Below are 26,757 nucleotides of genomic sequence, written 5' to 3'. Positions count from 1 at the left end.
TCAATCAATATGTACCTTCTTTTCTTTCAATTTACATATTTTACGAATAGAAACATATACAGGTAAAATTGCGTTTAGAAGTTAAATAAGCAAATACGAGGAGCGGTTTAGATGAGATTTAAGGCTGTGTTTACTTTCGTAATTGCATTGACCTGCATAATAACTCCGAATGCTATGGGCGGAATCGCTGTCGCTGCAAAGTCAAGCAGCAACTACACCGCGGAAGTGAATGGATTATCAATTTCTAACCCTATCGTTCAAACTGGACAGCTCAACATCCCAATTCGAGAAATGGCGGATGCGTTACGTTGGAAATTGTCGTGGGATCAGGTTTCAAAAATCGCAACGCTAACTGGTGGTGGATTCAATGTAAAAATGAAAGCTGGTGAGCGAAAAATTATAGTTAACGATAAAGAAGTGAGCACGGGGGGGACGGTTAGAGTAATAGATGGAGTGACATACCTGCCGGCAAGGGCGTTTACTCAAGCTATTGGTGGGACTCTCCTTCTTCAGGGGAAGTTAGTTAAGATCGAAATTCCTGAGTACTTAACCAAGAGTTTTGGTGACGTTACGTTTAAACTTAATAAAAAAAATGGGGACCTTTTCATAGCGAAGGGAAATAACCTAAAAAAAGGTCGATAATACGATGTATTTTCAATACAAATTATTCTTTGAAGAACGTGAGTTAGAATTCGCCTATAGCTCAGAAAAGTAAGTGTGTTACCGCCGGAAGTTCGGCGGTTATATATGGAAAGGTATATCGAAAGAATTCTGAAAAACATTTATTTTACCCCGAGGATGAAATTCCAAATTACCAATTGATTTATACGTTCTTTCTTTTTATAGTTTCAAAAAACTTACCGCTAACGCGGTCCTGCTTCAGTGAAATTGCTTTGAAAAAAAGGATGTTTTATTTTTGTAAATCCAGACCGTTCTGTTAGTTTTTATGGTAATCTATTCTAGTTCCCACTTTTTCCAATAGGAGGAGTACTTCTACATGCGCAAACTTGCATGGCAAAAAGGTGTATTGGCAGCAACCGTCGCATTTAACGTTCTAGCCGTTCCGTTGTGGGCTTCCGCCGCGGAGGGCGATCCGGTCGTAAAGCTTCGGATTATGGAGACCACCGATTTGCACGTCAACATGGTCAACTACGATTACTTTGCGGACAAGCCTACCGATGAGTACGGCTTTGCGAAGACGGCGACGCTCATCCGCGCGGCGCGGGAGGAATCGAAGAACAGCCTGCTGTTTGACAACGGCGATTTGATCCAAGGTAACCCGCTGGGGGATTATGTCGCGAAGGTCGATCCGCTGCAGGACGGAGAAACGCACCCTGTTTATAAAGCTATGAATCTATTTGATTACGACGCCGGTAACATCGGAAACCACGAGTTTAACTTCGGCTTGGACTTCTTGGAAACTTCCTTGAAGGGCGCGGACTTCCCTTACGTGAACGCCAACGTGTATGTCGACGACGGCGACAACGACCCTTCCAACGACAAGCCGTATTTTAAGAACCAATATATTATTCTGGATAAAAAGGTCGTCGACGAAGCGGGCCAAGAGCATACGATCAAGGTCGGCGTCATCGGCTTCGTCCCCCCGCAAATTATGCAGTGGGACAAGGCAAACCTTGAAGGCAAAGTCATTGCGAAGGACATCATTGATACGGCCAAGACGCTCGTGCCGAAGATGAAGGCCGAAGGAGCCGATATCGTCGTTGCGATTCCTCACTCCGGCTTCGAGGACATTCCGGAAGGCGAAATGATGGAAAACTCCGTGCTGTATTTGAGCAAAGTCGAAGGCATCGACGCGATTCTGTTCGGACATGCGCACAAGGTGTTCCCGGATAAGTCTTTCGAAGGCAAGAGCGGCGTGGATTTGACCAAGGGTACCATTAACGGGGTTCCGGCGGTCGAACCGGGCTTCTGGGGCAACAATCTCGGAATTATCGATTTGGAAATCCAGAAGGTGGACGGCAAGTGGGCGGTTGTAAAATCCGCGGTTTCCGTGCGCGCGGTTTATGACGCGGCTACGAAAACCGCTTTGGTCGGCGCAGACCAAGAAGTGCTTGACGCCGTTCATGAGGAGCATGAAGCTACGATTGAGTATGTGCGCGGCCCGGTCGGAACGACATCGGCGCCGATCAACAGCTTCTTCGCGTTGGCACAGGACGATCCGTCCATACAGATCGTTACGGATGCGCAGAAGTGGTACGTGAAGAAGGCGCTGCAAGGCACCGATTACGAAGGGCTCCCGGTATTGTCCGCAGGCGCTCCGTTTAAAGCGGGCGGACGTCAAGGTCCGACCTACTATACCAACATTGCCGCCGGTCCGATCGCCATTAAGAACGTAGCGGATTTGTACTTGTATTCCAATACGGTTCAAGCGGTTGTCCTTACGGGCGCGGAAGTGCGCGAGTGGCTGGAATGGTCGGCAGGCCAGTTCAACACGATCGATCCGAAGAAGACGGAAGAGCAAGCGCTCGTAAATTACGATTTCCCGACGTACAACTATGACGTTATCGACGGCGTAACGTACGAGATCGATGTTACGCAGCCGGCGCGTTACGATGCGGCAGGGAAGACGGTCGTGAACTCTGATGCGCACCGGATCGTCAACTTGAAATTCAACGGCAAGCCGATCGATGAGAATCAGAAATTCGTTGTAGCTACGAACAACTACCGTGCTTCCGGGCCGAGAGCGAACCCGGACGGTACTCGGATCATTTTGAAATCGCCGGATGAGAACCGCCAAGCCGTTATCGATTATATTCGCGAGAACGGGACGATCAATCCGACGGCCGACGGCAACTGGAAGTTCGCGGCTGTCGCGGGCAAAGTGAACGTAACGTTCAAGACGTCGCCGGATGCGAAGGCGTTCGCCGAAGGCAGCGATACGCTGTCGTTCATCGGCGTTGAAGAGGACGGATACGCTAAGTTCGGTTTGAAGCTGTCGGCAGGCGCTGCAGAGGAGAAACCGGAAACTCCTGCAACACCTGCGACTCCTGCAACCCCAGCAACTCCGGCTACACCGGCTACACCGGGGAATCCGGGAGCACCTGCGACTCCGGCAACACCAGCTAAACCTGCGACACCTTCGGCTCCGGCTAAGGCGGACAAAGCGTATGTAGTGAAGAGAGGCGACACGCTTTCCGAAATCGCGGCTTCGTTCGGCGTCAAGTGGCAGGACCTTGCCAAGTACAACAAGCTGAAAAATCCGCACCTGATTTATCCGAATCAAATCATAAAGATTCCGGCAGCGAAGTAAAACAGTAAAAGCCGTGCAGGGAGGAAATCCCCTGCACGGCTTTTTTCGTTGAAAATGATTAGCGCCAAAAAGTGGTGGAGGGGCGACCGCCTCGAACGGAACTTCATTCCGCTGCAGCCCCATACACCGCCAAACTAGCTACTTCCAACGCAATGGTGTTCCGTTGCACTCGCCGCGCCGGAGGAAGCGGCCGGAAATTCCGCTATCCTCGCGCAAGCGGCTTACGAAGCCGCCTTCTGCTTCGCATTAGGTGCTGCCGAAGGGCGAATTAAGCGCTCGCCGCTCATCAAAAATACGAACAGCAGCGATAGTACGGCAGGTATGAGCGTCCACGCGAACGTCTGGGCGATCGACGAGGACAATGCGCCCGTAATCGTATCCAATACTTCGTTCGGAATGTTCGCTCTCACTTCAGGGGAGAGCAGCGCCCGCGGATCGTCCATCAGGCTGGACGGCAGCCACGCACCGGCCGCTCCCCCGGCGTCGGAACCCCCCGCTTGGAACGCGTTCTCCAACTTGCCGGACAGCAGGTTCCGCTGCACGATCCCAAGCACCGCGATGCCGAGCGTCATTCCGAATGCTCGCAGAAATGCGTTGGTCGATTGCGCCGAGCCGCGTCTCGTATCGTCGAAATGGTGAATCGTCGCCATGCCCAGCACCGAGAACGATGCGCCGACGCCGAGACCGACGATGATCATAAAGATCGTAACGGCAAGGCGGGACGTATCGGGCGTCAACGTGGTCAGCAGGCCGAAGCCGAGCACGAAGATAACGCTGAAGAGCAGCATGACGCTCCGATAGCTGAACTTGGAGGACAGAAAGCCTCCCAATTGTGCGGATACGGTCGTGCCGAGCATCATCGGAAGCAGCAGCAATCCCGAATTTGTCGCGGTGCCGCCCTGCACGCCTTGAATGTAAATCGGGATGTAAACGGTGGCGACGATAAAGGTGGCGCCGGTAAACAGGCCGATGAGGCTGCTTGCTGCGAACAATCGCTGTCTGAACATGGCGAACGAGATGATCGGCTCTTCCGCTTTCGTCTCCAAGTACAAGAATGCGGCGAACAAAACGGCGAAGCCGGCAAACAAGCTCAGAATAATGCCGGAGCCCCAAGCATAGTAATGGCCGCCGAGCTCCAGCGCGAACATGACGCAGACGACGGCGCCGACCAAGGTGAACGCGCCCGCCCAGTCGATTTTTTGCTTCGCATGCCGGATCGATTCTTTATAGAAGAAAGCGATGAAGATGAAGGAAAGCAAGCCGAGCGGCAGGTTGATGTAGAACACCCATCTCCAGTTGATGTAATCGGTAATGTAGGCGCCGAGCAGCGGCCCGAATATGCTGGACAGTCCGAATGTCGCGCCGAACAAGCCGCCCATCTTGCCCCGCTTCTCAGGAGGGAACACGTCGAACATGATTGTAAAAGCGATCGGAATCAAAGCGCCTCCCCCGATGCCTTGAATGGCGCGATAGCAAGCCAATTGGACGATGGTGTCGGCGGTTCCGCACAGAATGGAGCCTCCAAGGAACGTAATGAGCCCGAAGATGAAAAACCGCTTGCGCCCGAACATGTCGGACAGCTTTCCGAAGATCGGCATCCCTGCCATTTCGGCGACCATGTAAGCCGACGTTACCCACACGAACTGGTCGAGTCCGCCCAGCTCCCCTACAATCGTACCCATCGCCGTCGCCACTATGGTGCCGTCCATCGAGGCGGTGAGAATCCCGATTAACAGTCCCGCAACGACGAGACCGAGATTTGATTTTTTTGCAGTTGTCATGATTTTGATTCTCTCCTTTACGGGTACGGTCTATAGGGTCGTAACGTTTGTCAGATTCGCCTTAAACCCTTTCAACAGCGCGTAAGTAACTTTATCCATCGCCGCACCGTCGAATATCGCCTTCTTTACGTCCGTTTTGAAGGAAACATTTTTGAAAATGGCGTTCCGAAACGAAGTTCCCTTCAGTCCCGAATAATCAAAGATTGTACCGTTGAACGACAGACCGTCGAAGTTTACTCCCGATAATTCCGATGAGCTGAAATCCGTACGGTCTAAGACGCAATCTCTAAAGCTCGCTCGTCTCAAATTGGATTTGATCAGCTTCGCGCCGGTCAGATTGGCTCCGTCAAACACGGCGCGGTCCAGATTGCTGCATTTAAAGGTGCTGTTCGTCAAATCGGAATGTGTAAAGTCGGAGCCCTGTAGGTTGCTGTAATTGAATTTGCCGCCCGGCACTTGGACTTCGCGAAAATCCATTCGTTGGAGGTTGCTCTTGGACAGGTCCATGCCGACGCTTTGCTGAAGCTCTCTGGCCGTTGCGTTCATGCTTTCCACCAGCTCGGAGATGTCGCCGATCGAATCGATTGCCAGCTGAAGAGCGGCCTCGTCGTCATAGCCCTCGCGCTTCAGATCGGCGAGCTTTTCCTGCAGATCGCGATAAAGCTCTTCCTTTATTTCCATAACGGGAGGCAGCCCTTCATAACGGGCGAATACGCGGTCTAAATAGTCTCTCAGTTTTTCGTTCATGATTTCCGTTCTTCCTTTCCTTAAATTAATTGATCCAGGATTCGTTTCGCATGCTCCCAGTTTTTTTTATTTTCAATGTAAGTCCGGGCGCCTTTATCGGTAATGCGATAATACTTTCTTCGCCCGCCGTGGGTTTCATCCCCCCAGTAAGAGGTTATGCTTCCTTCCTGTTCCATCCTCTTCAGGCTCGAATACATCGTGGCCTCCTTTAGTTCATATTCATTGCCGGAGCCTGATTGAACCAGTTTGCAAATCTCATATCCGTACTTATCCCCGGAAGAAAGCAGTTTAAGAATGATGGTGTCGGTATGTCCTCTGAGCAAGTCGGAGGTGATCTTTTGTTCGCTCATGATTCTCACTCCTCGATATACAATGTAAAACATATTACTATGACTGTCAAGGTAGTATTTCATACAAAGTAAATGATTGGTTCTGGACTAAATATCTCAAATTTGATATAAATGAATCAAGCAATGAATGATCTTCACTTGACGAAGAAAAGTTAACGAAAAGCGGCTTTTCCATAGCTGAAATTTGAAAAACGGGAGGTTTCAAGCGATGACACAGCGAACGGCAGGCATTCACCATATTACAGCGTTTGTCGGAAACGCGCAGCGAAATGCGGATTTTTATGCGGGCATTCTCGGTTTGCGTCTCGTGAAGAAGACGATTAACTTCGACGCGCCGGAGGTGTACCATCTTTATTTCGGGAACGAGAAGGGCAGTCCGGGTACGGCGATCACCTTTTTTCCATGGGAAGAAGGGCGCAGGGGCAAGGTCGGCGGCGGACAGGTCGGGTATACGACGTTTGCGGTTCCGCCGGGGGCGCTTCCGTTCTGGGAAGGGCGGTTGAACAAGTTCAAGGTGGCCTTTACGCATGCGGAACGGTTCGGCGAATCGTATATTCGCTTTAAGGATCCCGACGGCTTGCAGCTGGAGCTGACGGAGCGGGAGGAAGGACCGCAAAGCGGTTGGTCGTTCGGCGGGGTGCCGGCGGATAAGGCGATTAAAGGGTTCGGCGGCGCGGTCCTGTACAGCATGGCTCCCGTGCAAACGATGCACTTGCTGGAGCATGTAATGGGGCTTGAACGAATCGGCGAGGAGGCCGGGTTGGTGCGTTTCCGCTCCAACGGGGATCTCGGCAACCGAATCGACGTGAACGCTGCGGTGATGGGCAGAGGGATCGGCGGAACGGGAACGATTCATCACATCGCATGGCGCGCGAACGATTTGGCGGATCAGGAGCAATGGAGAGAACGGGTCATGAAGGCGGGCTTTCAGCCGACGCCTGTCGTTGACCGGCAGTATTTCACGGCGGTGTACTTCCGTGAGGAAGGGGAAATCCTCTTCGAAATCGCCACCGATCCGCCGGGCTTCACGAAAGATGAGCCGTTCGAATCGCTCGGCGGGGAGCTGAAGCTGCCGGAATGGTTCGAGCCGCACCGCAGCGCGATCGAAGCGGGACTGCCGCCTCTTGAAATACGCGTACTGGAGGAGGATCAATCGTGAAGCATATTTACAGGCAAGGCACGGAGCCGACGGCGCCGACGCTCCTGCTGCTCCACGGAACGGGCGGCATGGAGAACGATTTGCTTCCGCTGGCGCAGCGGATCGATCCGACGGCAGGCGTGCTAAGCGTACGGGGAAACGTGCTTGAGAACGGGATGCCGAGATTTTTCAGAAGGCTTGCCGAGGGTGTGTTTGACGAAGAGGATCTGGTGTTTCGCACGAATGAGCTTCACGATTTTTTGAATCAAGCGGCACAGGAGTACGGGTTCGACCGCGGCTCCGTAATTGCGGTCGGATATTCCAACGGCGCGAATATCGCCGGCAGCCTGCTGTTTCACATTCCGGGCTCGCTCCAAGGGGCTATCCTGCATCATCCGATGGTTCCCCGCAGAGGAGTAGAGCTTCCCGATCTTACGGGGGTGCCGGTCTTTATCGGAGCCGGGAGGAACGACCCGATCTGCCCGGCGCAGGAAACGGAGGATTTGCAAACGCTGCTGGAAGGCGCGGGTGCGACCGTCGCCGTGCACTGGGAATATTTCGGGCATCAGCTGACCGGAACGGAAGTGAATGCGGCGGCTGAGTGGTATAAGGGGCAGTTCAAGAACCAATAAGAGGAGGGGATGCACAATGGAGCTTAAAGCGCTCAAAGGGCAGCATCATGTATCGGCCATTACGGCGAACGCGAAAAACAACTATGAATTTTACACGGGAGTTCTCGGGATGAGGCTCGTCAAAAAGAGCGTCAACCAGGACGACACGTCGGTGTATCATCTGTTCTACGCGGATGAGCGCGGAAATCCGGGTACCGACTTGACCTTCTTCGAAATACCGAACGCCGGACCGACGTATCCGGGGACGAACAGCATCTCCTTAACGACGCTAAGGGTGGCGGATGACGAGGCGATCGGGTATTGGAAAAAGCGGTTCGAACAGCTCGGTGTCGATCATGACGAAATAACCCGGGTTGCCGGACGCGCAACGCTCCCGTTCCGCGATCCGGAGGGCCAGCGGCTTGCGCTCGTATCCGACGAGCGCAACAAAGGCGTGCCCGGCGGCAAGCCGTGGGAACGGGCGCCCGTACCGGAACGGTACGGCATTATCGGCTTGGGACCGGTCACTTTGACGGTACCTAAGCCCGAGATTACTGCTTCCGTATTGACGGACATCATGGGCTTCCGCGAGATACCGGGATATTCTTTGCCGGGTTCGGGCGAGGTTCGGGTGTTCGAGACCGGAGAGGGCGGCACGGGCGCGGAGGTTCATCTGGCGGAGCGGAGCGACCTTCCGCGGGAAAGACCGGGACGCGGCAGCGTTCACCATGTAGCGTTCCGGGTGGATAACGAGGAAGAGCTGCGAAAGTGGATCGACCGTATCTCCGAAAACCGAATGCCGAACTCGGGATTTGTGGAGCGATATTATTTTAAGTCGTTATATTTCAGAGAGCCTAACGGCATTTTGTTTGAACTGGCTACGGACGGTCCGGGCTTCGAAAGCGACGAGGACTTCGAGCGCCTCGGGGAAAGACTGTCGCTGCCGCCGTACTTCGAAGCTCAGCGTGCTTCCATTGAAGCGCGGTTGAAGCCGCTGGAAACAGATAAGTAATATATGCTGATAAAGCCCGCCAAAACCTGCCGAACGGCGGGCTTTTTTGATTGTTTTGGCAGGTCATCTTTCGAATGGGGGATCGGCGGAAATGTAACCGTCGGTTAGTGCAATCAGTCACCGTAAGGGTGAATTTGTTCATTTTGACACCTGTTTCTCGCCGCCTCTTGCTAACCCCTGAGTGCTTACGGACACAGCAGACGCTATATCGCCCATTTGCCCGCCGTCATTCCTCTAACGGACACAGCAGACGCTAAACCCCGATTTTTTGTGTTTTTCCTTGCTTTTTCGAGGCTATAACTGCAGTGGTGTCCGTTACAACCGCAAACTCAACTCAAAACTCCGAATAGCTGCATCCGTGTCCGTTAGAGCGAGCCGCCAGCCGTCGCGGAAACTCGACCGAGCCATGCCCTAATCCTTTGTTCTTCCCGCGGATTAAACCGCACCGCATAAAAACAAATGTCCGGCAAACAATACCCCCATGGAAATTCGTGTGAAAGGCGAAGAGAACGACGGATACGGTCCTGCTGCTTACATATGCCCGGGTGCTTCCTGAGCTGATCGGCAATGAGGGGGGCATACCGGCAGCGGACAATGCACCGGTTAACTGCGTGCGATCATGACTAATCGGTGTGGTCGCTATGAGATTCGTCGCTCCCGCTTCCATCTTTGTATAGCTGCTAGAACGACGGCCCGGTCTTGAAACCGCGGCTTTCATTATTGTAGGATGGGTAGGAGTGAAATTGGCAGTTTATACCCTTTCGCATCAACGGAAAGCCGTGCAACGAAAATCAGTCGATTAGCAGGTGATGAATCTGATTACCGAAATTGTAGTACTGTTAATTCTTATTTTAATCAATGCGTTCTTCGCCGCCTCGGAAATCGCCCTGATCTCGCTTAACGATAACAAGGTGAAAGCGATGGCGGAGGAAGGCGACAAGAAGTCCCAGATGCTTTACAATTTGCTGAAGGAACCGAGCCGCTTTCTCGCAACGATTCAAATCGGCATTACGCTTGCCGGCTTTATGGCGAGCGCCTTCGCAGCGGACACCTTCGCGAAGCGCTTTGCGCGATTCGCGTACGAAGTAGGCATACCGATCCCTCCGAAAATATTGGACAGTGTGTCCTTAATCGTCATTACGTTAATTCTTTCTTACTTTACGCTGGTATTCGGAGAGCTGGTACCGAAGAGACTGGCGATGAAGAAGGCGGAACCGATTTCCATGATCGCCGTGCGGCCGCTGACCGTGCTGTCGCTCATTACCGCCCCGTTCGTCAAGCTGCTCACCTTCTCGATGAACGTAACCGTCCGCTTGTTCGGGGTCGATCCGAACAGCAATGAAGAAGAGGTGACGGAAGAAGAAATCCGGATGATGGTGGACGTCGGCAACGAGTCGGGAGCGATTCAAGAAGCCGAAAGAATGATGATCAACAATATCTTCGACTTCGACAATAAAGAGGTTTCCGATATTATGACGCACCGGATACATATTGTGGCGATTTCGGCGGACGCCCCGTTTAAAGAAGTGGTGCGCATCATGAATGAAGAGAAATATACGCGGTATCCCGTATACGGGGAAGGAATCGACGATATTGTCGGCATTCTGCATGTAAAAGACATGATTCAATTTATGGATAATTGCAACGAAGACGCATTCGACTTGCGGACGATTATGCGTAAGCCGTACCATGTCCCGATGCACCGGATGACGGACGAGGTGTTCCGGGATTTGCAGCTGAATAAGGTTCATATGGCGGTCGTTATCGACGAATACGGCGGAACCGCGGGGATCGTAACGGCTGAGGACCTGCTCGAGGAAATCGTTGGGAACATTTTTGACGAGCATGATGAAGAAATCAAGGATATCGTCGAAGTGAGCGAGAACACGTATTTGATTAACGGCATTACCGATCTGGAGGACGTCGAAGAGGTGCTGCGGATCGGGCTGCCGGTAGACGATTACGAAACGGTCAGCGGCTTTGTCATCGGACAGCTCGGAAGGCTTCCCGCTCCGGGCGAGAAGCTTTCCGTCGAGTTTAAAGGAGCCGTCTTTCAGGTGATCGAAGCGGATGAAAAATTCATAAAAAAAATAAAAGTGACGAACCCTTTGAAATAAGAATCAAAGGGTTTTGCTTTGGCTGGCGGAGGACTTCTTTCGGCGGTCGCGCCGGTAGGTGCCCATTACGGCGTCGAAGAACGGATTCGACACGCCGTACCAGGCATGCTCATCGAGATGATGGTGCAGCAGATGAAGCTTCTTCAACCATCTGCCCCATGGGGTAAGCGGTGTGACCGGGCGATGAGCGATATAATGCTTCCACTGATAGTACAGCTGGCAAGCGCCGGCGCCGGCGGTAAGCGCGGCGGCCAGTCCGACATTGCGGCTCAGCAGCCAAGCAAAAAAGAACATGAGCGCGTAGCTGATGAAGTCGTATCGTACGGGACCGAACAAATAGCGTATATCCGAAGGGTTTTGGTGATGCGCTTGATGTCCCCGATAAGCGGCGGGCATCAGAGCCGGAAACTGGTGAAGCATATACCGGTGGACGGTGTACTCGGTGATCAGCACCAGCAAAGCCCCGACCGCCGCGTAAAGGACGGTTCGGCCGCTCCAAGGATACAAGCATGCAACTGCAGCGCTTACAAGAAAAGTACAGGTTAAAAAAACGATCAAACGATGTGTGATGAATTCAACGAAGTACCGCATACGAATCCTCACCTTGTTCCGTTGGGATATAAGATGCTTTGCCATTATTATACGGAAAAAAGGTTTGATCGGGTACACATTTTGTAAGGCGAACGAGAGGGAAATGGAGGCTGGCGGCAATGTACAACATTGAGGCGCTGCAAAACCGCAAGCATCGAAAGCTGCTGCTTAGCGCGGGAATCAGCTGGATGTTCGACGCGATGGATGTCGGGCTCATCTCTTTTATTATCGCGGCGCTGAAGGTGGAATGGGAGCTTTCCTCCGAACAGGTGGGGCTGTTTACAAGCATAAACTCCATCGGCATGGTTTTCGGAGCCGCATTCGCGGGTACGCTGGCCGACCGTTACGGGCGGAAGGCGGTGCTTCTTTGGACACTGCTCTTGTTCTCCGCAGCGAGCGGCCTCTCGGCCTTGGCTGCTAGCTTTGCCGTACTGTGTCTGCTGCGATTTTTCGCGGGGGTAGGCTTAGGCGGGGAACTGCCCGTCGCTTCGACGCTCGTGTCCGAGTCGGTGCCGGCGAAGGAACGCGGCAGAGTCGTCGTGCTGCTGGAGAGCTTCTGGGCGGGCGGCTGGATCGCTTCGGCGCTGATCGCTTATTTCGTTATGCCTCGCTACGGCTGGCAATCGGGCTTCCTGATCGGAGCGCTGCCTGCGCTGTATGCGATCTACCTCCGGACATCGATTCAAGATCCGCCGAGATTTAAGGAACGGCGAACAGAACGGAACGAACCGCTCTTAAGGAAGTTCAAATCCGTATGGACCGCTGAATATCGCCGCTCGACGATCATGCTCTGGATTTTGTGGTTCACCGTAGTCTTTTCGTATTACGGCATGTTCCTCTGGCTGCCGACCGTTATGGTGATGAAGGGCTTCAGCTTGGTCAAAAGCTTCCAATACGTGCTCATCATGACGTTGGCGCAGCTGCCCGGGTACTTTACGGCCGCCTATTTCATTGAAAGGTTCGGAAGAAAGTTCGTATTGGTCAGCTACCTGCTGCTCACCGCCTTGTTTGCCGTATGGTTCGGATCGGCGGCGTCGGCCGGCTCGCTCATTGCGGCGGGCATCGGCCTGTCGTTCTTTAATTTAGGCGCATGGGGCGGAATGTACGCCTATACGCCGGAGCTATACCCGACGAAGTTCCGCTCCACCGGGACGGGCCTTGCGGCATCGTTCGGCCGCGTCGGCGGCGTCATCGCTCCGTTCCTCGTCGGCTGGCTTATCGCTCGCGATGTGAGCATACCGGCCGTATTCATCCTATTTTTCGCCTCGATCGTCGTCGGGGCGCTGGCCGTCTGGCTCCTCGGCACGGAGACGAAAGGAAGGGAGCTGGCCGACTAACCGGTTGCAGCCATAAGACCAAAGGCGTACGAAGGCTTACATCGATTTTCTTAGCCGCCTCTTAGCCCTTTTCCCGTCGTTTCGCACCGCAGCAGAGGTCTATACTGAAGCTGTAAATAACGTTGGAGAAAGAGGTTGGGAAAGATGATGGAACTGTATCTGGCGGATAAGCGGCAAAAAGAGAGGCAGCATGAATTGGAAAGCGTAGAAAAGAAGGCTTGGAAATGGTTCGGGGACCGCTGGTTCTGCAAACAGTGTTTGTTGGAGGAAATGCGCGGAAAATTGTCGGTAGAGTAGCGAATGTCGAATAGATGAGCGGGCCGGTTATCCTATTGCGATAGCCGGTTTTTGTTTTTTTGCGAATGCGTTTGGCTGAAATGCGCACATTATATGCGAAGGAATCTTTGGAAACGAACGGCGTGAACGCGGTTATCGATGGAAATGAGGAATTCGTATGTGGCGGCGATTGAAGCAAGGGTCAAGAAGAACGATGAGGAAAACGGAAAAAGTAGAGCGGAAAATTCCTCCCGATCAAATGCTTCAGCAATATGACGGTGTAAAGCTTTCCGGCAGCTTGGACGAAGTATTAACGATTCTGAACAGCTTGCTCGGAGAAAACGCCGATTTTGTAGTACGCCATTTCCATGCGCTGGGCACATACCCCGCGGCAATGGTTTATATATCAAGCCTTGTTGATCTGCACACGGTAAATACGGACATTTTAAAATTGTTCATGTATCTTCCTCCCCATCTGAAGGACGTTACAGTCGAATCGAAGGATCAATTGAAGCGGCTGCTGAGGAACGATGTGCTGTATAACAGCAAATGCGAAATGGAAAGCCAATTGACCCGAACTGTGGAAGGGGTTCTGCGGGGCAAAGGCGTCGTATTTGTCGACGGGCTCGAGGAAGCGTTTCTCATCGAGGCGAAGGACGTGGCCAAACGCGGAATCGACCAGCCGGCTACGGAGCAGGTGATCCGCGGGCCGCGGGAGGGGTTTATCGAGCAGCTGCAAACGAATATCGGCCTGCTGCGCTATCGGCTGCCGTCTTCCGATTTTTGTGTGAAAACAATGGAAATCGGAAGACTTACGAAGTCGAATGTCATTGTGTGTTATATAAAAGGCGTCGCCAACGATGCGCTGGTGGAGGAAGTACAGAAACGGCTTGCGGCGATCGATGTCGACGGCGTGCTCGATGCCGGGCACCTCGAGCAATTTATCGAAGACAACCACTTCTCGCCGTTCCCGCAAGTGCAAAATACGGAACGGCCGGACAAGGCCGTCGCCAATTTGTTGGAGGGCAGGGTCATTATTTTGGTCGACGGGTCTCCGTTCGCTTTAATCGTACCGACCGTGTTCAATCAGTTTTATCAAGTGACGGAGGATTACACCGAGCGGTTCGTGCTGGTCAGCTTCATTCGTCTGGCCCGTCTGGTCGCGCTAATCTTCTCGCTGGTTACACCTTCTCTTTATGTCGCGGTTATTTCATTTAACCCGGAGCTCATCCCGACCGAATTCGCCGTGGCGGTAGCGGGCGGCCGCGCAGGCGTGCCCTTTCCTTCCGTAGTGGAGGTGTTCATTATGGAGGTTTCCATGGAGGTGCTGCGGGAGGCGACCGTGCGTCTGCCGCAGCAGGTCGGCGGGGCGCTCTCGATCGTAGGCGTGCTTGTCATCGGACAAGCCGCGGTGGCGGCGGGCTTTGTAAGCCCCATTACGGTTGTGGTTATTGCGCTGACGACGATCGGGTCCTTCGCCACCCCGGCTTATAACGCCGCGCTCGCATTAAGGCTGCTGCGGTTCCCGCTTATTTTTCTTGCCGGGATGTTCGGGCTGTACGGTGTCATGGTCGGTTTGATTTTAATCGCGAATCACTTGCTCTCGATCAAATCGTTCGGCGTCCCTTACTTGAGCCCTCTGGTTCCCGGCAACTTTGAAGCCATGAAGGATACGGTAGTTCGGCCCCCGCTTTGGTGGATGAAGAAGCGGCCTGCTTTTCTACATACCCCGAATCGTACCCGATTGGGCCAGAGGCCGGGGGCACATATTAAACGTCCCGTCGTAAATACGTTGGATCCGTTAAAGGTCGGCAATGAAAGGTGGAACGGTTCGGATGGAATACCCGAAGCAAATAACGACGATACAAGCGGCAGCCGTTCTGATTAGCACGATTATCGGGGTAGGCGTGCTTCCGCTCCCGCTATTCGCGGTGCGCGCCGGCGATACGGGAGCGCCCCTCGTAACCTTGCTCGGAATTGCGCTCGCATTCGTCGGACTATGGCTGCTTTCAAAGCTGGGCATGCGGTTTCCGACGAAGTCGATTGTCCAGTACAGCGAAGATATTATGGGCAAATGGATAGCTTGGGTCGGCACCGTTCTGATCATTTCGTTCTTTGCGATACTGAGCTCCTTGACGGCGCGCGAGTTCGGAGAAGTGGTCATCACCTCGGTATTAAAGAAAACGCCGCTCGAGGTAACGGTAATCGTCATGCTGCTCTTAGCCGGCTTGTCGGCGCGCAACGACCTGACCACCTTCGCTTACATCCACCACTTTTATTTACCGCTGCTCGTTGCGCCCGCTTTGTTGATCGTTACGCTGTCTCTGAAAAACGCGGAATGGATACATCTCCAGCCGATTATCGGAAACGAACCGAAGGGCTTCGGCGAAGGGGTATTGACGATAGCCGCTTTATTTCAAGGCGCGTTCGTGCTTTCTATGGTGATCCCGATGATGCGCAGGCCCGAAAACGCATTGAAGGCCAGTATCTTGGGCTTAGGAATTGCAGGCGGGCTGTACCTTTCGATCGTCATAGCCGCAGTTGGCGTATTTGGGACGGAGGAGACGAAGCGGCTGCTATGGCCGACGCTGGAGCTTGCCAAGACGACAACGCTGCCCGCCAACATCCTTGAGAGGCTGGACGCGGCTTTCCTGGCGGTATGGGTCACGGCGGTGTTTACAACGTTGTTTTCCAGCTATTATTTCACGATTCATTCGATCGGGCGGCTGCTAAGGCTGCGGGATAACAAGATGCTGGCCATGTTTATTCTTCCCTTCGTGTTTACGCTAGCCATGCTGCCGCAAAGCTTGCTGCAGCTTTATGAAATTATTGAAATCGTAGGCAGAATCGGCCTGCTCGTAACGATCGTTTACCCCTTAACGCTTTATCTGGTCGCTCTAATTCGGAAAAAGAGGGAGGACGCGTATGCCGGTCGGCAAAAAAATCGTTCAGGTTAGCGGACTAGTCGTTATCCTGCTGGCAATGCCTTTTCTTTCGGGATGCTGGGACCGGTTGGAGCTGGAGGAGAGGGCGCTCGTGCTAGGCGTCGGAATCGACGAGGCGGAAAAAAAGCCGGAGGAGATGTCAAACATTTCTTCAATCGGAGACCATCCGAATACGGAAACGGGCAATCTGAAGGTGACCGTCCAGATCGCAGTGCCGGGGAGAATCCCGCTCGGCCCGGGGCAGGGGGGCGGCGGCGGCGGCGGAGGAGGAGGAGGAAAGCAGACCGTATGGGTAGTAAGCGCTACGGGGCATACGATCGAGGATGCATTTAACAGCATGCAGCAGAAGACGGCTCCGCCGTTGTTTTTCGGCCATCTAAGGATAATCGTCGTGTCGGAAAGCGTCGCGAAGAAAGGAATCGGCAACATTAACGATTATTTCAGACGAAATCCGGAAGTGCGCAGAATGAATTGGATGTTTATAAGCAAAGGAAAAGCGGAGCAATTGATACAGCTTTCTCCGCAGCTGGAGCGGGTGCCGGCGGTTTATTTGCTGACGACGATGGACCAATCCGTGAAGATGGGGCGGTTTCCGCTAAATTTTTTGGGGATGTTCTGGAGCTCCGTGTCCGCCAAAGGCCGCGAGGGCTATCTTCCGTATGTAGAATATGCCGAAGGATCGACCATTCGCATTGACGGATTGGCGTATTTCGTTAAGGAAAAGCTGGTGGGGACGACCGGTCCGTTGGATATTCCGCTATTTATGGGAATTAAAGGGATGAGCCCGGCCGGCGGAGAGGTATACGTGAAGGTGCCCGGGACGGAAAACGATTACGTGATGTTCGGCGGCACAAGCCGGAAATCGTCCATTAAACCGTCGATCCGAAACGGCAAGCCGCATATTACCGTTCGAATTTTTATAGAAGGCAACCTGCTTGAAAAATCCAACAATCAATTCAACATCAACAGCAAGACCGTCATGCAAATACAGCGGCAATTGCAGGAGAATGCCCGGAAAGAGTATTTGCGCTTAATCCGGCAGACGCAGCAGGACAAATCGGACATCTTCGGATTCGGGGAATATGTCAGAGCGAAAGAGCCGGCTTATTGGAATAAGCACATTAAGAACGGGGACGGGTGGCTAAAAGTTTACAAAGATTTGCCGGTCGATGTTCATGTCGATATGAATGTCCGGCGCGTAGGCATGTCGGCTAAATGAAGGGAGAGGTCGCATGATCAATTCGTTTATAGGCCACATCGATTACATTATCTTTATGCTGCTGTTCACAGGTGCGGGAATTTTGTTCATCGACGAGAAAAAATATCGCAAAAACCAAATGAAGAAGGAGGAGAAAGCCAGCAGGTTTTTCGGCTGGATCAATGTTGCCTTAGGCATGACGGCATTGGTGTTGAATTGGCTTTTTGGATTTTGACGAGGCTTGACGAGGTTTGACGGAGCATATGGAAGAGAAAAGCCGAGCGGCTTCAGGCGTCTTGAGTGACGACGGCCGCTCGGCTTCTTCTATGCCAAGCCAAAAGCTTCAGAAAGCAGGCGATACGAATGCACGCGTTCCTCGAAGCCGTGAATCGGGCTGACGACCATCAGCTCGTCGACCCCGAGCCGCTCGCCGAGCTCCAGCAGTTGCTGCTTGACGCGTTCCGGCGAGCCGATGAACCGGTTGGAACGCATTTGGCGGATCATCTGCAGGTCGTATTCCGTGTAAGGATAATCCGCCGCGGTGGAGACGGAGGGCAGATGCGGGAGATCGTGCCCCTTGTAAAGACTCGTAAAAAATAAATCGCCGCTCGTTGCCAGACGGTTCGCTTCTTCGTCCGTTTCCGCACAGACGACCAGAACGGCCGCCAGCGCTCTCGGCTTCTCGTTGTGCGCCGAAGGGCGGAAGCGGCTGAAATAAATATCCATGACCGCTTTCGCATCGTATCCGGTTCCGAAAAAATGCGCGAACGCATAAGCGGTTCCCTGAGCGGCGGCGATCGCTGCGCTTCCGTCGCTGGAGCCGAGCAGCCATACTTCCGGAGCGGTTTGGATTTGCGGCGCAGCGCGCAAGCGGGCGAAACGGTGCTCCGGGGGCAGCGCGTCGTGCAAATAGCCGACCAAATCCTCCACCTGCTGGGGATACTCGTCGATCTCGAGGTATTTGCCTTCCTGCAGCGCGCGGGTCGCTATCGGCATGCCGCCCGGCGCCCGGCCGAGACCGGCGTCGATGCGACCGGGGTGGAGCGCTTCAAGGAGCCTGAAGTTCTCGGCTACCTTATAGGCGCTGTAATGCGGAAGCATGACGCCGCCGGAGCCGACGCGAATGCGATTCGTGTTTGCGGCCAGGTGTGCGATCAATATTTCCGGACTCGACGACGCCAGCGAGGGAGTGCCGTGGTGCTCCGACACCCAGTAGCGGCCGAAGCCGAGAGCCTCCGTCGCTTGCGCCAGCTTCACCGCCTCGTCCAGCGCGTCCTTCGCCGTTCTTCCTTCGCTTATATGCGTATGATCAAGCACGCTTAATTTCAGCGTCATTGCGAATCGCTCCTCTCGAGGAAAATCTATATACAGCATGTTTCCCAATCCGCCGCATATGTATATGATTTTAAAAAAGAAGGGAGTGAAGGTCAAAAATGAAGGAACGGCTTGCGCGGCTCACTCGAGGCTACGGCAAAAAACTGGCCGCTTTACATTCATGGAACGGGTGGATCGTCGCGCTGCTTGCGGCGACAGGTTTGATGCTCGCCGGCGCGAATTGGAGAGAGCTGCTGGGAGAGGGCAGAGTTTGGATCAAGTGGCTGCATATTGCGGTCGGGCTCCTGTCGATCGTGCCCGTGATTTGGTATCTCTTCCTTGCGGGCAAGCATTGGAAGCAGCTGCGGAACCGCCCGCTGCAGCGGTTCAACGTGCTGGTCGTACTCGCGCTGCTGCTCGGCTGGTTCGCCTCAGGCGCCGTCCTTTGGCAGCATAGAGCCGCGGGGCCGCCGCTGGCAGGCGCGGCGCTGGCCGTTCACGATCTTCTGACCTGGATCGGATTGCCTTATATCGTGTTTCATTCGCTAACACGACTCAAATGGCTGAAGGAGCCCCGCCGCCGCGCCGTCGCGGCCGAGCCGCAGGAGCCGCCGCTTCATCCGGCCGCCGGACACCGCCCGCTCTATGAACGCCGCGCATTCATGCGGTGGCTGATCGGAGCGGGACTCACGCTAGCGGTGGGGCCGTCGCTGCTGAAGTGGCTCGGCTCCGCCTTCGGCGTCAGCGGAAGCGCCGAAGCGCTGGAGCGTCTCGTACAGAACGACGCGAACCGCCTTGCGCCCGCGCCGTCGCCGCTCCCGGAATCGCTGCCTCCGGCCGGTGGCGGAGCGAGGGGGAGCTTCCGCATCTATACGGTAACGAAAATTCCCGCCTTCACGAACGACAGCTGGTCGTTTGCCGTCGACGGGCTGGTCGAGCGCAGGCTGCAGTGGGACTGGCCGCAATTTCTGGAGCTGAAACGGTCGGTGCAGGTCAGCGATTTCCACTGCGTCACCGGGTGGTCGGTGTATGACAACACCTGGGAGGGCATCCCGCTGAAGCAGCTGCTGGAGCTGGCAGGGGTAAAGCCGAATGCGAGAAACGTCAAGTTTTATTCCGGGGACGGGGTGTACACGGATTCGCTTACGCTGGAGCAAGCGTCCATGAATGACGCGATGATCGCCGTTATGCACGACGGACGGCAAATTCCGAGCGACCTCGGAGGTCCGGTACGCCTGATCGTCCCGAAAATGTACGCCTACAAATCCGTGAAATGGTTAACCCGCATCGAGCTGATTGAGGAGGACCATATCGGGTACTGGGAGGAAAGAGGCTATCCTCTGGATGCTTGGGTCTGACGTTCGGTCCTTTCGCTTCGAAAGACGGTTTAAGATGACAGGAATTTGCCGACGAGCGCGTTGACCTGCTCCTTCCGCTCGACCGTAAGACAGTGTCCGGCCCGCTCTACAATATGCGTTTCCGCCTGCGGAATCGATTCGCGGACGACCCGGGTCACTTGAGCGGCATCGTAAATTTTCTCCTCGTCTCCGACGATGAAGAGAACGGGCGCCGTAAGGCTTTTCCACCGCTCCTTCGGGATTACGCCCGGAATGACGCCGAGCTTTAGCTTTCCGTGCTTGTAGCCGGCATAAACGACCTCCATGACCGGCTGCGGCAGCGTGTAACCCGCGGAGCAAAACCAGTCCCAGCCGCGCTTGATAAGTTTGCGGCTCGGAATCAGCAGCGCCGGATATATGTATTTCATGAGCTTGGAAAGAGGGGGCGGCAGGAACGTCGCAACCGGTGCAAGCAGCATGAGCCGTTCGACCCGCTCGGGGCGCGAGAGTGCATAGTTGGCGGAAAACCAGCCGCCCATCGAGTGGCCGAGAAGTATCGTTGTTTCCAGCCCGAGGGCGTCAAGCAGCTGGTCGATCCAGCGGGCGGCATCCTCGGGCGATTTCATCAGCCGGGACACCGTGCTCTTCCCGAAGTCGCCGGGCGCGTCGACGGAATATGTTCTGTATGTCTGCAGCGCCTCCATGGTCGGGTACCACATCGCGGAATTTCCGGTCATGCCGTGGAACAGTACGATTGGCTTTCCGTCCGCCGGTCCGCTCGCGATGACGTGGCAGTCACCGTAATCGGTCGGGATTTCGAAGGTTTCGTAGGCTATGGGCCACTCCAGCATCAGCCGGTCGTAGGCATCCATGAACGCCTTGCGTCCGGCTTCTTTTTTAAATACGGGTATCGATTGCGCTTGTGTCATTGTACGGTTCCTCCATGTTCGATCAACAGATTTTTCAGAAGCGATTTGACCAATTCGAATTGCCGGTCCAGGCCGATCCGATCGTGCCCGGTGATGATGCTTTCGATAAACACGCCGTCCAGGAACGAAATCAGGGAGTGGACGATCGATTCCACCGGCACCGCAGGGCGAAACAGTCCCCGTTCGATTCCCTCCAGCAGCAGCCGTTCAATGCTCGCGTACACCGCCCGATGCCGTTCGTCGATCACCTTGCGCCGCTCTTTGTCCCTGCGTCCGACGATGAAAAACTCGTACATGCAAGGCGCGAGCCCGCTTTCCGCTTCAGCCGCCAGCTTCAGCTGGCTCTCCAGAAAGCGCTCGACGGCGGTCCAGCTGTCGTCCGGCTCCTGCTGAATCAATTGCTCTCCCATTCTCGTGTATTGTCTGCGGAGCAGGTCGTAGAAAAGCTTCTCCTTGCTCGGATAGTACATATATACGCCGCCGAAGCTTTTGCCCGATTCGACGACAATATCTTTCATCGATGCGGCTTCGTAGCCCTTCCGCATAAATACGTTCCTTGCCGCCGCCAATATGTCTTGCCGCACGGCTTCCTTTTGTTCCTCCGATATTTTCGGCACTTTGGTTCACCTCACGAATAAAAACGAGAACACTCTCGTTTATTATAGCGAGAGGATTCTCGTTTTTCAACGGTTTTTTTGTAAAAGTTTCCTTAATGCAAGCTTTGATTCAGGTGCGTGAAGGGGGGCGTTCCAAAACTAGTAAAAAAATCATATAATTCATGATATAAACTAGGAAAGACAAATTAGGAGATGAAGCCGCATTGACGATCCCGCTCAACACATTCAAGTCCCCGGAGTTGTCGGCAAAATTTGTGAACGCGTATAACGACAGCCTTTCCTTATGGAAAGCAGCATACGAATCGATTTATGTTCCGACGGATTACGGGAGAACGCATATACTTGCCGCAGGTCCGGAGAACGGCGAGCCTTTGATCCTTCTGAACGGGTTCGGATTCAGCGCCGCGATGTGGTATCCCAATGCGGAGACACTTGCTCGTACATATCGCGTATATGCTGTAGACGTAATCGGGGAATTCAATAAAAGCGAGGTTTCGAGGCATTTTCGGGAAAAGACCGATTATGTGAAGTGGTTAACCGAAGTGATGGACCGCTTAGGGGTGGAACGGGCAACATTCATAGGCCATTCGAACGGAGGGTGGCATGCCTTGAACTTTGCCATACATGCTCCGTCCAGGGTAAGCCGGCTAGTGCTGCTGGCCCCTGCCGCTTCGTTCGCTTCGTTCAGCCTGCAGTTCCCGATCCGGTTGATGGCGGCAAATATTATACGGACGCGTTCCGTAATCATCGGTTTTTTTGCCAAATGGTTCGTCGCCAAGGGCAATCAGGTGAGCGGCTTTATGTTCGAACAGTTTTATCACGGAATTATGGGGTTCAATTGGAAATATAAAATTTTGATTCCGTCCGTATTCTCGGATGAGGAGCTGCAGCGGATTAAGGCTCCATGCCTGATGCTGATCGGGGACAAGGAAGTGATTTATAAGGTGCCCAAAGTAATTAAGCGCGCCAAGCGGCTTATTCCGCATATCGTGACCCGCATGATTCCCGGGGCGGGACACGCTTTGTCGATCGAGAAGGCTGATGCGGTAAACCAAGAAATCGTGAATTTTTTGGAAAGCTGAAATCAAATAAGCGGTACGCTGCTGCATGATAGCCATGCATCGCGTACCGCCGGTTGTTTTGGCAGCTTCTACATTTCGTCGCGCATTTCCTCGCACTCTTCGAGGTTCACTTCCACCCATTGCTGAGACCACTTGGTGATTTCGTTGATAATGGGCTCGAAGGCGCGTCCTTTATCCGTTAAGGAATATTCAATACGAACGGGCGTCTCCGGAAACACTTCCCTCTTCACAATGCCTTCCGCTTCCAGTTCCTTCAGCCGTTCGGAAAGCAGCCTTCCGCTGATCGGCAATGCAGACTCTATCGTACAAAACCGCTGCGGGCCCGTAAGAAGCTGATTAATAATCAAACCGCTCCAGCGTTTGCTTATAATCTGCATCCCTTTCTCGAACTTGGGGCAGATCGCGTGTTGTTCCACGAATATCACCTCGCATCATACATTGATTATAGCATTAAACATGCTCATATTATACAGTTACTCGCTGTAAAAAGGTTACCAGACGCTTGAATGACAAAAACATATTTCTTGATTGGCAATATTGTTCTGCGGTATCCTTTTGGTAAGTGAAATTTTCAACATAAGGGGTATGAGGATGGAGAAGCTGCTGATCTTTGGCCACAAAAATCCGGACACGGATTCGATTTGCTCCGCACTTGTTTATGCCGATTTGAAAACGCGTCTCGGTTGGAACGTGGAAGCCGTACGGTTAGGCAACGTTAACGGAGAAACGCAATTTGCGCTCGATACGTTCGGGGCACAAGCTCCTCGCTTGGTGGAGACGGTTGCGAACGAAGCGAAGAGCGTCATTCTGGTCGACCACAACGAACGCCAGCAAAGCGCGGCGGACATCGAGCAGGTGCGCGTGGCGGAGGTGATCGACCACCACCGGATCGCCAACTTCGAAACGAGCGGACCGCTTTATTTCCGTGCGGAGCCGGTAGGCTGCACCGCGACGATCTTAAAGAAGATGTATAAGGAGAACGGAGTCGAGATTGAGAAACATATCGCCGGCCTCATGCTGTCCGCGATCATCTCGGACTCGCTGCTGTTCAAATCGCCGACCTGCACGCAAGAGGACGTCGACGCGGCGCGGGAGCTCGCCGCCATTGCCGGCGTCGACGCGGAAAGCTACGGCTTAAGCATGCTGAAAGCGGGCGCGGACTTAAGCGACAAGTCGATCGGCCAGCTGATTTCGATGGACTCCAAGGAATTCTCGATGGGCTCCGCCAAGGTGGAAATCGCCCAGGTGAACGCGGTGGACGTGAATGACGTGCTTTCCCGCCAAGCCGAGCTGGAGAGCGCGCTTTCGGGCATTATTTCCGAGAAGGGGCTGGATTTGTTCCTCTTCGTGGTAACCGATATTTTGAATAACGACTCCGTCGGCATCGCGCTCGGGAAAGCGGCTCATGCGGTGGAGAAGGCGTATAACGTCGCATTGGAGAACAACAAGGCCGTATTGAAGGGTGTCGTATCGCGCAAATCTCAAATTGTGCCGGTGCTCACCGATGTTTTCAATAAGCTGTAAGCTGCGGATTAACGAACCTGTTGCCGCCGCCGTTACTAACGGCGGCGGTTTTTTTGCGCCTGAAAGACAAGAACGTTCGATAAGAGGAGATAAACCAAGATAATGTCCGATTGCATGCCGAGAAACCGCTGACAACGCATGGTCTTGCGTGCTTTTTCGAAGAAATAGGATAGGAATTCACCTTTACACGTTGCGGTTATAGGAGTAAGATTCAATTCGTAATTCAATCGCTGAATTTCCAATGCTGGAAAGCGGGGGAACCAGAAGAAGCGCGGCATGCCGTGCTCAGGGGTGAATCCGGACGGAATGATCAGGTCCGGTAGGGCGACTCTCGCGCCCGAATCCGACAGCTAACCTCGTAAGCGTGTTGAGAGAGGCAACTTGCAGCGTATCCGCATGGCGCTTATTCCGTCATGCATCGTAGAAGCCGCGAAGAGTCCTCTTCCGCGTCTTCTTTTTTTATGCTTATTTTTATTCAGATGAGGGAAAATAACTTGAAGCTTGAAGCGATGGTGCATGGGATCAATCAAGGGAGGTCAACCTTGGTGGAACAGGCAAAACGGTTCTTGACGCCTCCCCGGATTTTGGTCGGAGGCTTCGCTCTTATTATTTTGATCGGAGCCTGCCTCTTGATGCTGCCGGTATCGTCGGCCGGCGGGCAATCGCTCTCGTTCGTTGATGCGTTATTTACGGCCACCTCCGCAACTTGCGTAACGGGACTCGTTGTCGTGGATACGGCGTCCACCTTTTCCTTATTCGGGCAAATCGTCATTCTTGTATTAATTCAAGTAGGCGGTCTCGGGTTTATGACGATGGCGACGCTTCTCGCATTCGCCTTCAAACGGAAAATTTCGCTCAAGGAGCGGTTAATTCTTCAGCAAGCGATGAATCAAACCTCGATGGAGGGAATCGTGCGGCTGATCCGGAGAGTGCTGATTTATTCTTTGATTGTGGAAGCGGCGGCGGCCGTCATTTTCGCCGTGCGGCTGTCGATGGATTTCGGCTGGAAAAAAGGGGCCTACCTAGGGCTGTTTCACGCGATCTCGTTCTTTAACAATGCGGGCTTCGATTTGTTCGGCGACTTCCGAAGCATAAGCGTTTACGTAGACGACTTTGTCATGAACGTAGTATCGATGGCTATCATTATGATCGGCGGCATCGGCTTTATCGTCATTGCGGATGTAGTCGATTACCGGACGAAAAACCGCAGGCTGTCTCTTCACAGCAAAATTGTGCTTTCGATGTCCTTGCTGTTGTTCGTAGTCGGCGCGGTGGTCATTTTCATATTTGAGTTTACGAACGTGAAAACCATCGGGTCTCTCAACGGGTATGGAAAGGTACTTACTTCCTTCTTTCATTCGGTGTCGCCGAGATCGGCAGGGGTTTCCTCTCTCAATATGTCGGATCTGCGCCAGGCGACGCAATTTTTCATAATTATCTTAATGTTTATCGGCGGGTCCCCGGGGTCTACGGGCGGCGGCATTAAGACGACGACCTTCGCTGTTCTGATCGGTGCGGTGATCGCCATTATCCGAGGCAAAGAGGATGTCGTGTTTTTCGAATACCGCTTGGCTAAGGAACGGGTATATAAGGCGGTCACGTTAACGCTGTTTTCGCTGATTCTCGTTACAGGAGTGACGATGCTTCTGTCGACGACGGAGGATGCGCAATTTCTCATGATTTTGTTTGAGGCGACCTCGGCGTTCGGCACCGTCGGCTTGTCGATGGGATTGACGCCCGAGCTGACGGTATTCGGCAAGGTGTTGATTTCCCTCACGATGTTCGCCGGCCGGCTCGGTCCGATTACAATGGCTTATGCGCTGGGGCCGAAGAAGGAGAAAGAGCTGTATAAGCTGCCGGAAGGCAAAATCATTATCGGGTAAGGAGCAGTCATACGATGAAAATGAAGCAATTCGCAGTGATCGGATTGGGCCGGTTCGGCTCAAGCGTCGCATTGACCTTGATGAAGGAAGGCTATGAGGTGCTCGGCGTCGACAAGGACGAAGAGATTATCAACCATATGGCGGACAGCCTCACACATGCCGTTGTGGCGGATACGACGGATGAAGAAGTGATGCAGTCGATCGGCATCCGCAACTTCGACTGCGTCGTTGTAGCCATCGGCGACGATATTCAGGCTAGCATTATGACGGCGTTATTGTTGAAGGAAATCGGCGTCAAAATGGTCGTCGCGAAGGCGCTGTCTCAAACTCACGGGAAGGTGCTCGAGAAGATCGGCGTGGATAAGGTCATTTTTCCGGAGCGGGACATGGGAGAGCGTGTGGCGAACCAGTTGATTTCTCCGAATTTGCTCGATTATATCGATTTGTCCAACGATGTGTCGATTGCGGAGATGGCTGCGCCGAAGCGGCTGACAGGCCGGACGTTGAAGGAGTTGGATCTTCGGGCGAAATACGGCTGCAGCGTCGTCGCCATTATTAAGAAGAACGGCGTAATCGTCGCGCCGACTGCCGACGATGTCATTGAAGAGGGAGATATGCTGGTATTGATCGGCACGAACGGACAAATCGAGCATTTTGAGAACAAAGAAGTGTATTGACCGAAAAACAAGCGAAAAAG

At 53.6% G+C, this 26,757-nt stretch carries 25 protein-coding genes, 1 pseudogene and 1 riboswitch; of the genes and pseudogenes, 18 read left to right on the top strand and 8 right to left on the bottom strand.

From position 1 onward, the window contains the following. The first annotated feature begins 111 nt into the window (after positions 1 to 111). Both PT964_RS13125 and PT964_RS13120 read left to right on the top strand, forming a co-directional pair. A complete protein-coding gene (locus PT964_RS13125) occupies positions 112 to 642 on the top strand; it encodes a copper amine oxidase N-terminal domain-containing protein (RefSeq protein ID WP_274363805.1) in 531 nt (176 codons plus the stop codon). Between the two features lie 355 nt (positions 643 to 997). Further along, on the top strand, positions 998 to 3,271 hold the full coding sequence (locus PT964_RS13120; protein ID WP_274363804.1) for a bifunctional 2',3'-cyclic-nucleotide 2'-phosphodiesterase/3'-nucleotidase: 2,274 nt from the start codon (positions 998 to 1,000) through the stop codon (positions 3,269 to 3,271). 221 nt (positions 3,272 to 3,492) lie between these two features. Here PT964_RS13120 and PT964_RS13115 read toward each other — a convergent pair whose 3' ends face one another. From PT964_RS13115 to PT964_RS13105, 3 genes are read right to left on the bottom strand one after another with little or no spacing between them, the layout of a single operon-like run. Further along, the gene (locus tag PT964_RS13115) at positions 3,493 to 5,052 is read right to left on the bottom strand and encodes an MDR family MFS transporter (protein WP_274363803.1); all 1,560 of its coding nucleotides are present in this window, start codon (positions 5,050 to 5,052) and stop codon (positions 3,493 to 3,495) included. Between the two features lie 30 nt (positions 5,053 to 5,082). Continuing rightward, positions 5,083 to 5,799, bottom strand: a complete 717-nt coding sequence (locus PT964_RS13110; protein WP_274363802.1) for a pentapeptide repeat-containing protein — start codon at positions 5,797 to 5,799, stop codon at positions 5,083 to 5,085. A 20-nt stretch (positions 5,800 to 5,819) separates the two neighbouring features. Further along, positions 5,820 to 6,149 carry a PadR family transcriptional regulator gene (locus tag PT964_RS13105; protein WP_274363801.1) on the bottom strand — a complete coding sequence of 110 codons (330 nt, stop codon included), beginning with the start codon at positions 6,147 to 6,149 and terminating at the stop codon, positions 5,820 to 5,822. A gap of 208 nt (positions 6,150 to 6,357) precedes the next feature. Here PT964_RS13105 and PT964_RS13100 point away from each other — a divergent pair, with 208 nt between their 5' ends. The 5 genes and pseudogenes from PT964_RS13100 (at position 6,358) to PT964_RS13085 (ending at position 11,027) form a co-directional block, all read left to right on the top strand. Continuing rightward, a complete protein-coding gene (locus PT964_RS13100) occupies positions 6,358 to 7,308 on the top strand; it encodes a VOC family protein (RefSeq protein WP_274363800.1) in 951 nt (316 codons plus the stop codon). Then, entirely contained in the window at positions 7,305 to 7,919 is a 615-nt protein-coding gene (locus PT964_RS13095) for an alpha/beta hydrolase (RefSeq protein WP_274363799.1), read from the top strand. The genes PT964_RS13100 and PT964_RS13095 overlap by 4 nt, the downstream gene beginning before the upstream one ends. Positions 7,920 to 7,935: 16 nt before the next feature. Next, positions 7,936 to 8,910, top strand: a complete 975-nt coding sequence (locus PT964_RS13090; protein ID WP_274363798.1) for a ring-cleaving dioxygenase — start codon at positions 7,936 to 7,938, stop codon at positions 8,908 to 8,910. A 623-nt stretch (positions 8,911 to 9,533) separates the two neighbouring features. Beyond that, positions 9,534 to 9,692: pseudogene (locus PT964_RS26550) on the top strand (TerC family protein); the annotation flags it as partial. A gap of 27 nt (positions 9,693 to 9,719) precedes the next feature. Beyond that, positions 9,720 to 11,027: a hemolysin family protein gene (locus PT964_RS13085; protein ID WP_337995029.1), complete on the top strand. Its 1,308-nt coding sequence runs from the start codon at positions 9,720 to 9,722 to the stop codon at positions 11,025 to 11,027. Between the two features lie 3 nt (positions 11,028 to 11,030). On the opposite strand, the gene PT964_RS13080 is transcribed toward PT964_RS13085, so the two are convergent. Further along, positions 11,031 to 11,618, bottom strand: a complete 588-nt coding sequence (locus PT964_RS13080) for a sterol desaturase family protein (RefSeq protein WP_274363797.1) — start codon at positions 11,616 to 11,618, stop codon at positions 11,031 to 11,033. A 119-nt stretch (positions 11,619 to 11,737) separates the two neighbouring features. On the opposite strand from PT964_RS13080, the gene PT964_RS13075 reads away from it, so the two are divergent. The 6 genes from PT964_RS13075 (at position 11,738) to PT964_RS13050 (ending at position 17,609) form a co-directional block, all read left to right on the top strand. Next, positions 11,738 to 12,955 carry an MFS transporter gene (locus tag PT964_RS13075; protein WP_274363796.1) on the top strand — a complete coding sequence of 406 codons (1,218 nt, stop codon included), beginning with the start codon at positions 11,738 to 11,740 and terminating at the stop codon, positions 12,953 to 12,955. A 144-nt stretch (positions 12,956 to 13,099) separates the two neighbouring features. Next, positions 13,100 to 13,252: a hypothetical protein gene (locus PT964_RS13070; protein ID WP_274363795.1), complete on the top strand. Its 153-nt coding sequence runs from the start codon at positions 13,100 to 13,102 to the stop codon at positions 13,250 to 13,252. Positions 13,253 to 13,445: 193 nt separating this feature from the next. Then, on the top strand, positions 13,446 to 15,119 hold the full coding sequence (locus PT964_RS13065) for a spore germination protein (RefSeq protein WP_274363794.1): 1,674 nt from the start codon (positions 13,446 to 13,448) through the stop codon (positions 15,117 to 15,119). After that, complete coding sequence (locus PT964_RS13060; protein ID WP_274363793.1) at positions 15,067 to 16,188, top strand: GerAB/ArcD/ProY family transporter; 1,122 nt, start codon at positions 15,067 to 15,069, stop codon at positions 16,186 to 16,188. The genes PT964_RS13065 and PT964_RS13060 overlap by 53 nt, the downstream gene beginning before the upstream one ends. Then, complete coding sequence (locus PT964_RS13055; RefSeq protein WP_274363792.1) at positions 16,157 to 17,395, top strand: Ger(x)C family spore germination protein; 1,239 nt, start codon at positions 16,157 to 16,159, stop codon at positions 17,393 to 17,395. Before PT964_RS13060 ends, PT964_RS13055 begins: the two co-directional genes overlap by 32 nt. A 13-nt stretch (positions 17,396 to 17,408) precedes the next feature. Continuing rightward, positions 17,409 to 17,609, top strand: a complete 201-nt coding sequence (locus tag PT964_RS13050; RefSeq protein ID WP_274363791.1) for a CLC_0170 family protein — start codon at positions 17,409 to 17,411, stop codon at positions 17,607 to 17,609. 89 nt (positions 17,610 to 17,698) lie between these two features. Here the strand turns inward: PT964_RS13050 and PT964_RS13045 are convergent, their stop codons facing one another. Beyond that, positions 17,699 to 18,709, bottom strand: coding sequence for an LLM class flavin-dependent oxidoreductase (locus PT964_RS13045; RefSeq protein ID WP_274363790.1), 1,011 nt, complete (start codon positions 18,707 to 18,709; stop codon positions 17,699 to 17,701). A 98-nt stretch (positions 18,710 to 18,807) separates the two neighbouring features. Here PT964_RS13045 and PT964_RS13040 point away from each other — a divergent pair, with 98 nt between their 5' ends. Continuing rightward, the gene (locus PT964_RS13040) at positions 18,808 to 20,046 is read left to right on the top strand and encodes a molybdopterin-dependent oxidoreductase (protein WP_274363789.1); all 1,239 of its coding nucleotides are present in this window, start codon (positions 18,808 to 18,810) and stop codon (positions 20,044 to 20,046) included. A 29-nt stretch (positions 20,047 to 20,075) separates the two neighbouring features. Here the strand turns inward: PT964_RS13040 and PT964_RS13035 are convergent, their stop codons facing one another. Together PT964_RS13035 and PT964_RS13030 are read right to left on the bottom strand one after the other, a co-directional pair. Beyond that, positions 20,076 to 20,954 carry an alpha/beta fold hydrolase gene (locus tag PT964_RS13035; protein WP_274363788.1) on the bottom strand — a complete coding sequence of 293 codons (879 nt, stop codon included), beginning with the start codon at positions 20,952 to 20,954 and terminating at the stop codon, positions 20,076 to 20,078. Then, positions 20,951 to 21,571, bottom strand: a complete 621-nt coding sequence (locus tag PT964_RS13030; protein ID WP_274363787.1) for a TetR/AcrR family transcriptional regulator — start codon at positions 21,569 to 21,571, stop codon at positions 20,951 to 20,953. Before PT964_RS13030 ends, PT964_RS13035 begins: the two co-directional genes overlap by 4 nt. A gap of 203 nt (positions 21,572 to 21,774) precedes the next feature. Here PT964_RS13030 and PT964_RS13025 point away from each other — a divergent pair, with 203 nt between their 5' ends. After that, positions 21,775 to 22,653: an alpha/beta fold hydrolase gene (locus PT964_RS13025; RefSeq protein ID WP_274363786.1), complete on the top strand. Its 879-nt coding sequence runs from the start codon at positions 21,775 to 21,777 to the stop codon at positions 22,651 to 22,653. Between the two features lie 68 nt (positions 22,654 to 22,721). Here the strand turns inward: PT964_RS13025 and PT964_RS13020 are convergent, their stop codons facing one another. Further along, positions 22,722 to 23,069 carry a winged helix-turn-helix transcriptional regulator gene (locus PT964_RS13020; RefSeq protein ID WP_274363785.1) on the bottom strand — a complete coding sequence of 116 codons (348 nt, stop codon included), beginning with the start codon at positions 23,067 to 23,069 and terminating at the stop codon, positions 22,722 to 22,724. Positions 23,070 to 23,244: 175 nt separating this feature from the next. Between PT964_RS13020 and PT964_RS13015 the strand changes: the two genes are divergently transcribed. The 3 genes from PT964_RS13015 (at position 23,245) to PT964_RS13005 (ending at position 26,737) form a co-directional block, all read left to right on the top strand. After that, entirely contained in the window at positions 23,245 to 24,177 is a 933-nt protein-coding gene (locus tag PT964_RS13015) for a manganese-dependent inorganic pyrophosphatase (protein ID WP_274363784.1), read from the top strand. Positions 24,178 to 24,395: 218 nt separating this feature from the next. Continuing rightward, positions 24,396 to 24,558: riboswitch (cyclic di-AMP (ydaO/yuaA leader) on the top strand. A gap of 128 nt (positions 24,559 to 24,686) precedes the next feature. After that, complete coding sequence (locus PT964_RS13010; protein ID WP_425262718.1) at positions 24,687 to 26,060, top strand: TrkH family potassium uptake protein; 1,374 nt, start codon at positions 24,687 to 24,689, stop codon at positions 26,058 to 26,060. A 14-nt stretch (positions 26,061 to 26,074) separates the two neighbouring features. Then, positions 26,075 to 26,737 (top strand): potassium channel family protein, encoded by a 663-nt coding sequence (locus PT964_RS13005; protein ID WP_274363782.1) that lies wholly within the window; start codon positions 26,075 to 26,077, stop codon positions 26,735 to 26,737. Positions 26,738 to 26,757 lie beyond the last annotated feature (20 nt).

The sequence above is a fragment of the Paenibacillus thermotolerans genome (assembly GCF_028745515.1).
GTDB lineage: Bacteria > Bacillota > Bacilli > Paenibacillales > YIM-B00363 > Paenibacillus_AE > Paenibacillus_AE thermotolerans.
This window is presented reverse-complemented; position numbering and strand designations above follow the sequence as displayed.

What these genes read in the sequence shown, in the direction of transcription:
- PT964_RS13125 (WP_274363805.1), top strand. Translation starts at nt 112, where the DNA reads ATGAGATTTAAGGCTGTGTTTACTTTCGTAATTGCATTGACCTGCATA.
- PT964_RS13120 (WP_274363804.1), top strand. Translation starts at nt 998, where the DNA reads ATGCGCAAACTTGCATGGCAAAAAGGTGTATTGGCAGCAACCGTCGCA.
- PT964_RS13115 (WP_274363803.1), bottom strand. Translation starts at nt 5,052, where the DNA reads ATGACAACTGCAAAAAAATCAAATCTCGGTCTCGTCGTTGCGGGACTG.
- PT964_RS13110 (WP_274363802.1), bottom strand. Translation starts at nt 5,799, where the DNA reads ATGAACGAAAAACTGAGAGACTATTTAGACCGCGTATTCGCCCGTTAT.
- PT964_RS13105 (WP_274363801.1), bottom strand. Translation starts at nt 6,149, where the DNA reads ATGAGCGAACAAAAGATCACCTCCGACTTGCTCAGAGGACATACCGAC.
- PT964_RS13100 (WP_274363800.1), top strand. Translation starts at nt 6,358, where the DNA reads ATGACACAGCGAACGGCAGGCATTCACCATATTACAGCGTTTGTCGGA.
- PT964_RS13090 (WP_274363798.1), top strand. Translation starts at nt 7,936, where the DNA reads ATGGAGCTTAAAGCGCTCAAAGGGCAGCATCATGTATCGGCCATTACG.
- PT964_RS13085 (WP_337995029.1), top strand. Translation starts at nt 9,720, where the DNA reads ATGAATCTGATTACCGAAATTGTAGTACTGTTAATTCTTATTTTAATC.
- PT964_RS13080 (WP_274363797.1), bottom strand. Translation starts at nt 11,618, where the DNA reads ATGCGGTACTTCGTTGAATTCATCACACATCGTTTGATCGTTTTTTTA.
- PT964_RS13075 (WP_274363796.1), top strand. Translation starts at nt 11,738, where the DNA reads ATGTACAACATTGAGGCGCTGCAAAACCGCAAGCATCGAAAGCTGCTG.
- PT964_RS13070 (WP_274363795.1), top strand. Translation starts at nt 13,100, where the DNA reads ATGATGGAACTGTATCTGGCGGATAAGCGGCAAAAAGAGAGGCAGCAT.
- PT964_RS13065 (WP_274363794.1), top strand. Translation starts at nt 13,446, where the DNA reads ATGAGGAAAACGGAAAAAGTAGAGCGGAAAATTCCTCCCGATCAAATG.
- PT964_RS13060 (WP_274363793.1), top strand. Translation starts at nt 15,067, where the DNA reads ATGGAATACCCGAAGCAAATAACGACGATACAAGCGGCAGCCGTTCTG.
- PT964_RS13055 (WP_274363792.1), top strand. Translation starts at nt 16,157, where the DNA reads ATGCCGGTCGGCAAAAAAATCGTTCAGGTTAGCGGACTAGTCGTTATC.
- PT964_RS13050 (WP_274363791.1), top strand. Translation starts at nt 17,409, where the DNA reads ATGATCAATTCGTTTATAGGCCACATCGATTACATTATCTTTATGCTG.
- PT964_RS13045 (WP_274363790.1), bottom strand. Translation starts at nt 18,709, where the DNA reads ATGACGCTGAAATTAAGCGTGCTTGATCATACGCATATAAGCGAAGGA.
- PT964_RS13040 (WP_274363789.1), top strand. Translation starts at nt 18,808, where the DNA reads ATGAAGGAACGGCTTGCGCGGCTCACTCGAGGCTACGGCAAAAAACTG.
- PT964_RS13035 (WP_274363788.1), bottom strand. Translation starts at nt 20,954, where the DNA reads ATGACACAAGCGCAATCGATACCCGTATTTAAAAAAGAAGCCGGACGC.
- PT964_RS13015 (WP_274363784.1), top strand. Translation starts at nt 23,245, where the DNA reads ATGGAGAAGCTGCTGATCTTTGGCCACAAAAATCCGGACACGGATTCG.
- PT964_RS13010 (WP_425262718.1), top strand. Translation starts at nt 24,687, where the DNA reads ATGGTGCATGGGATCAATCAAGGGAGGTCAACCTTGGTGGAACAGGCA.
- PT964_RS13005 (WP_274363782.1), top strand. Translation starts at nt 26,075, where the DNA reads ATGAAAATGAAGCAATTCGCAGTGATCGGATTGGGCCGGTTCGGCTCA.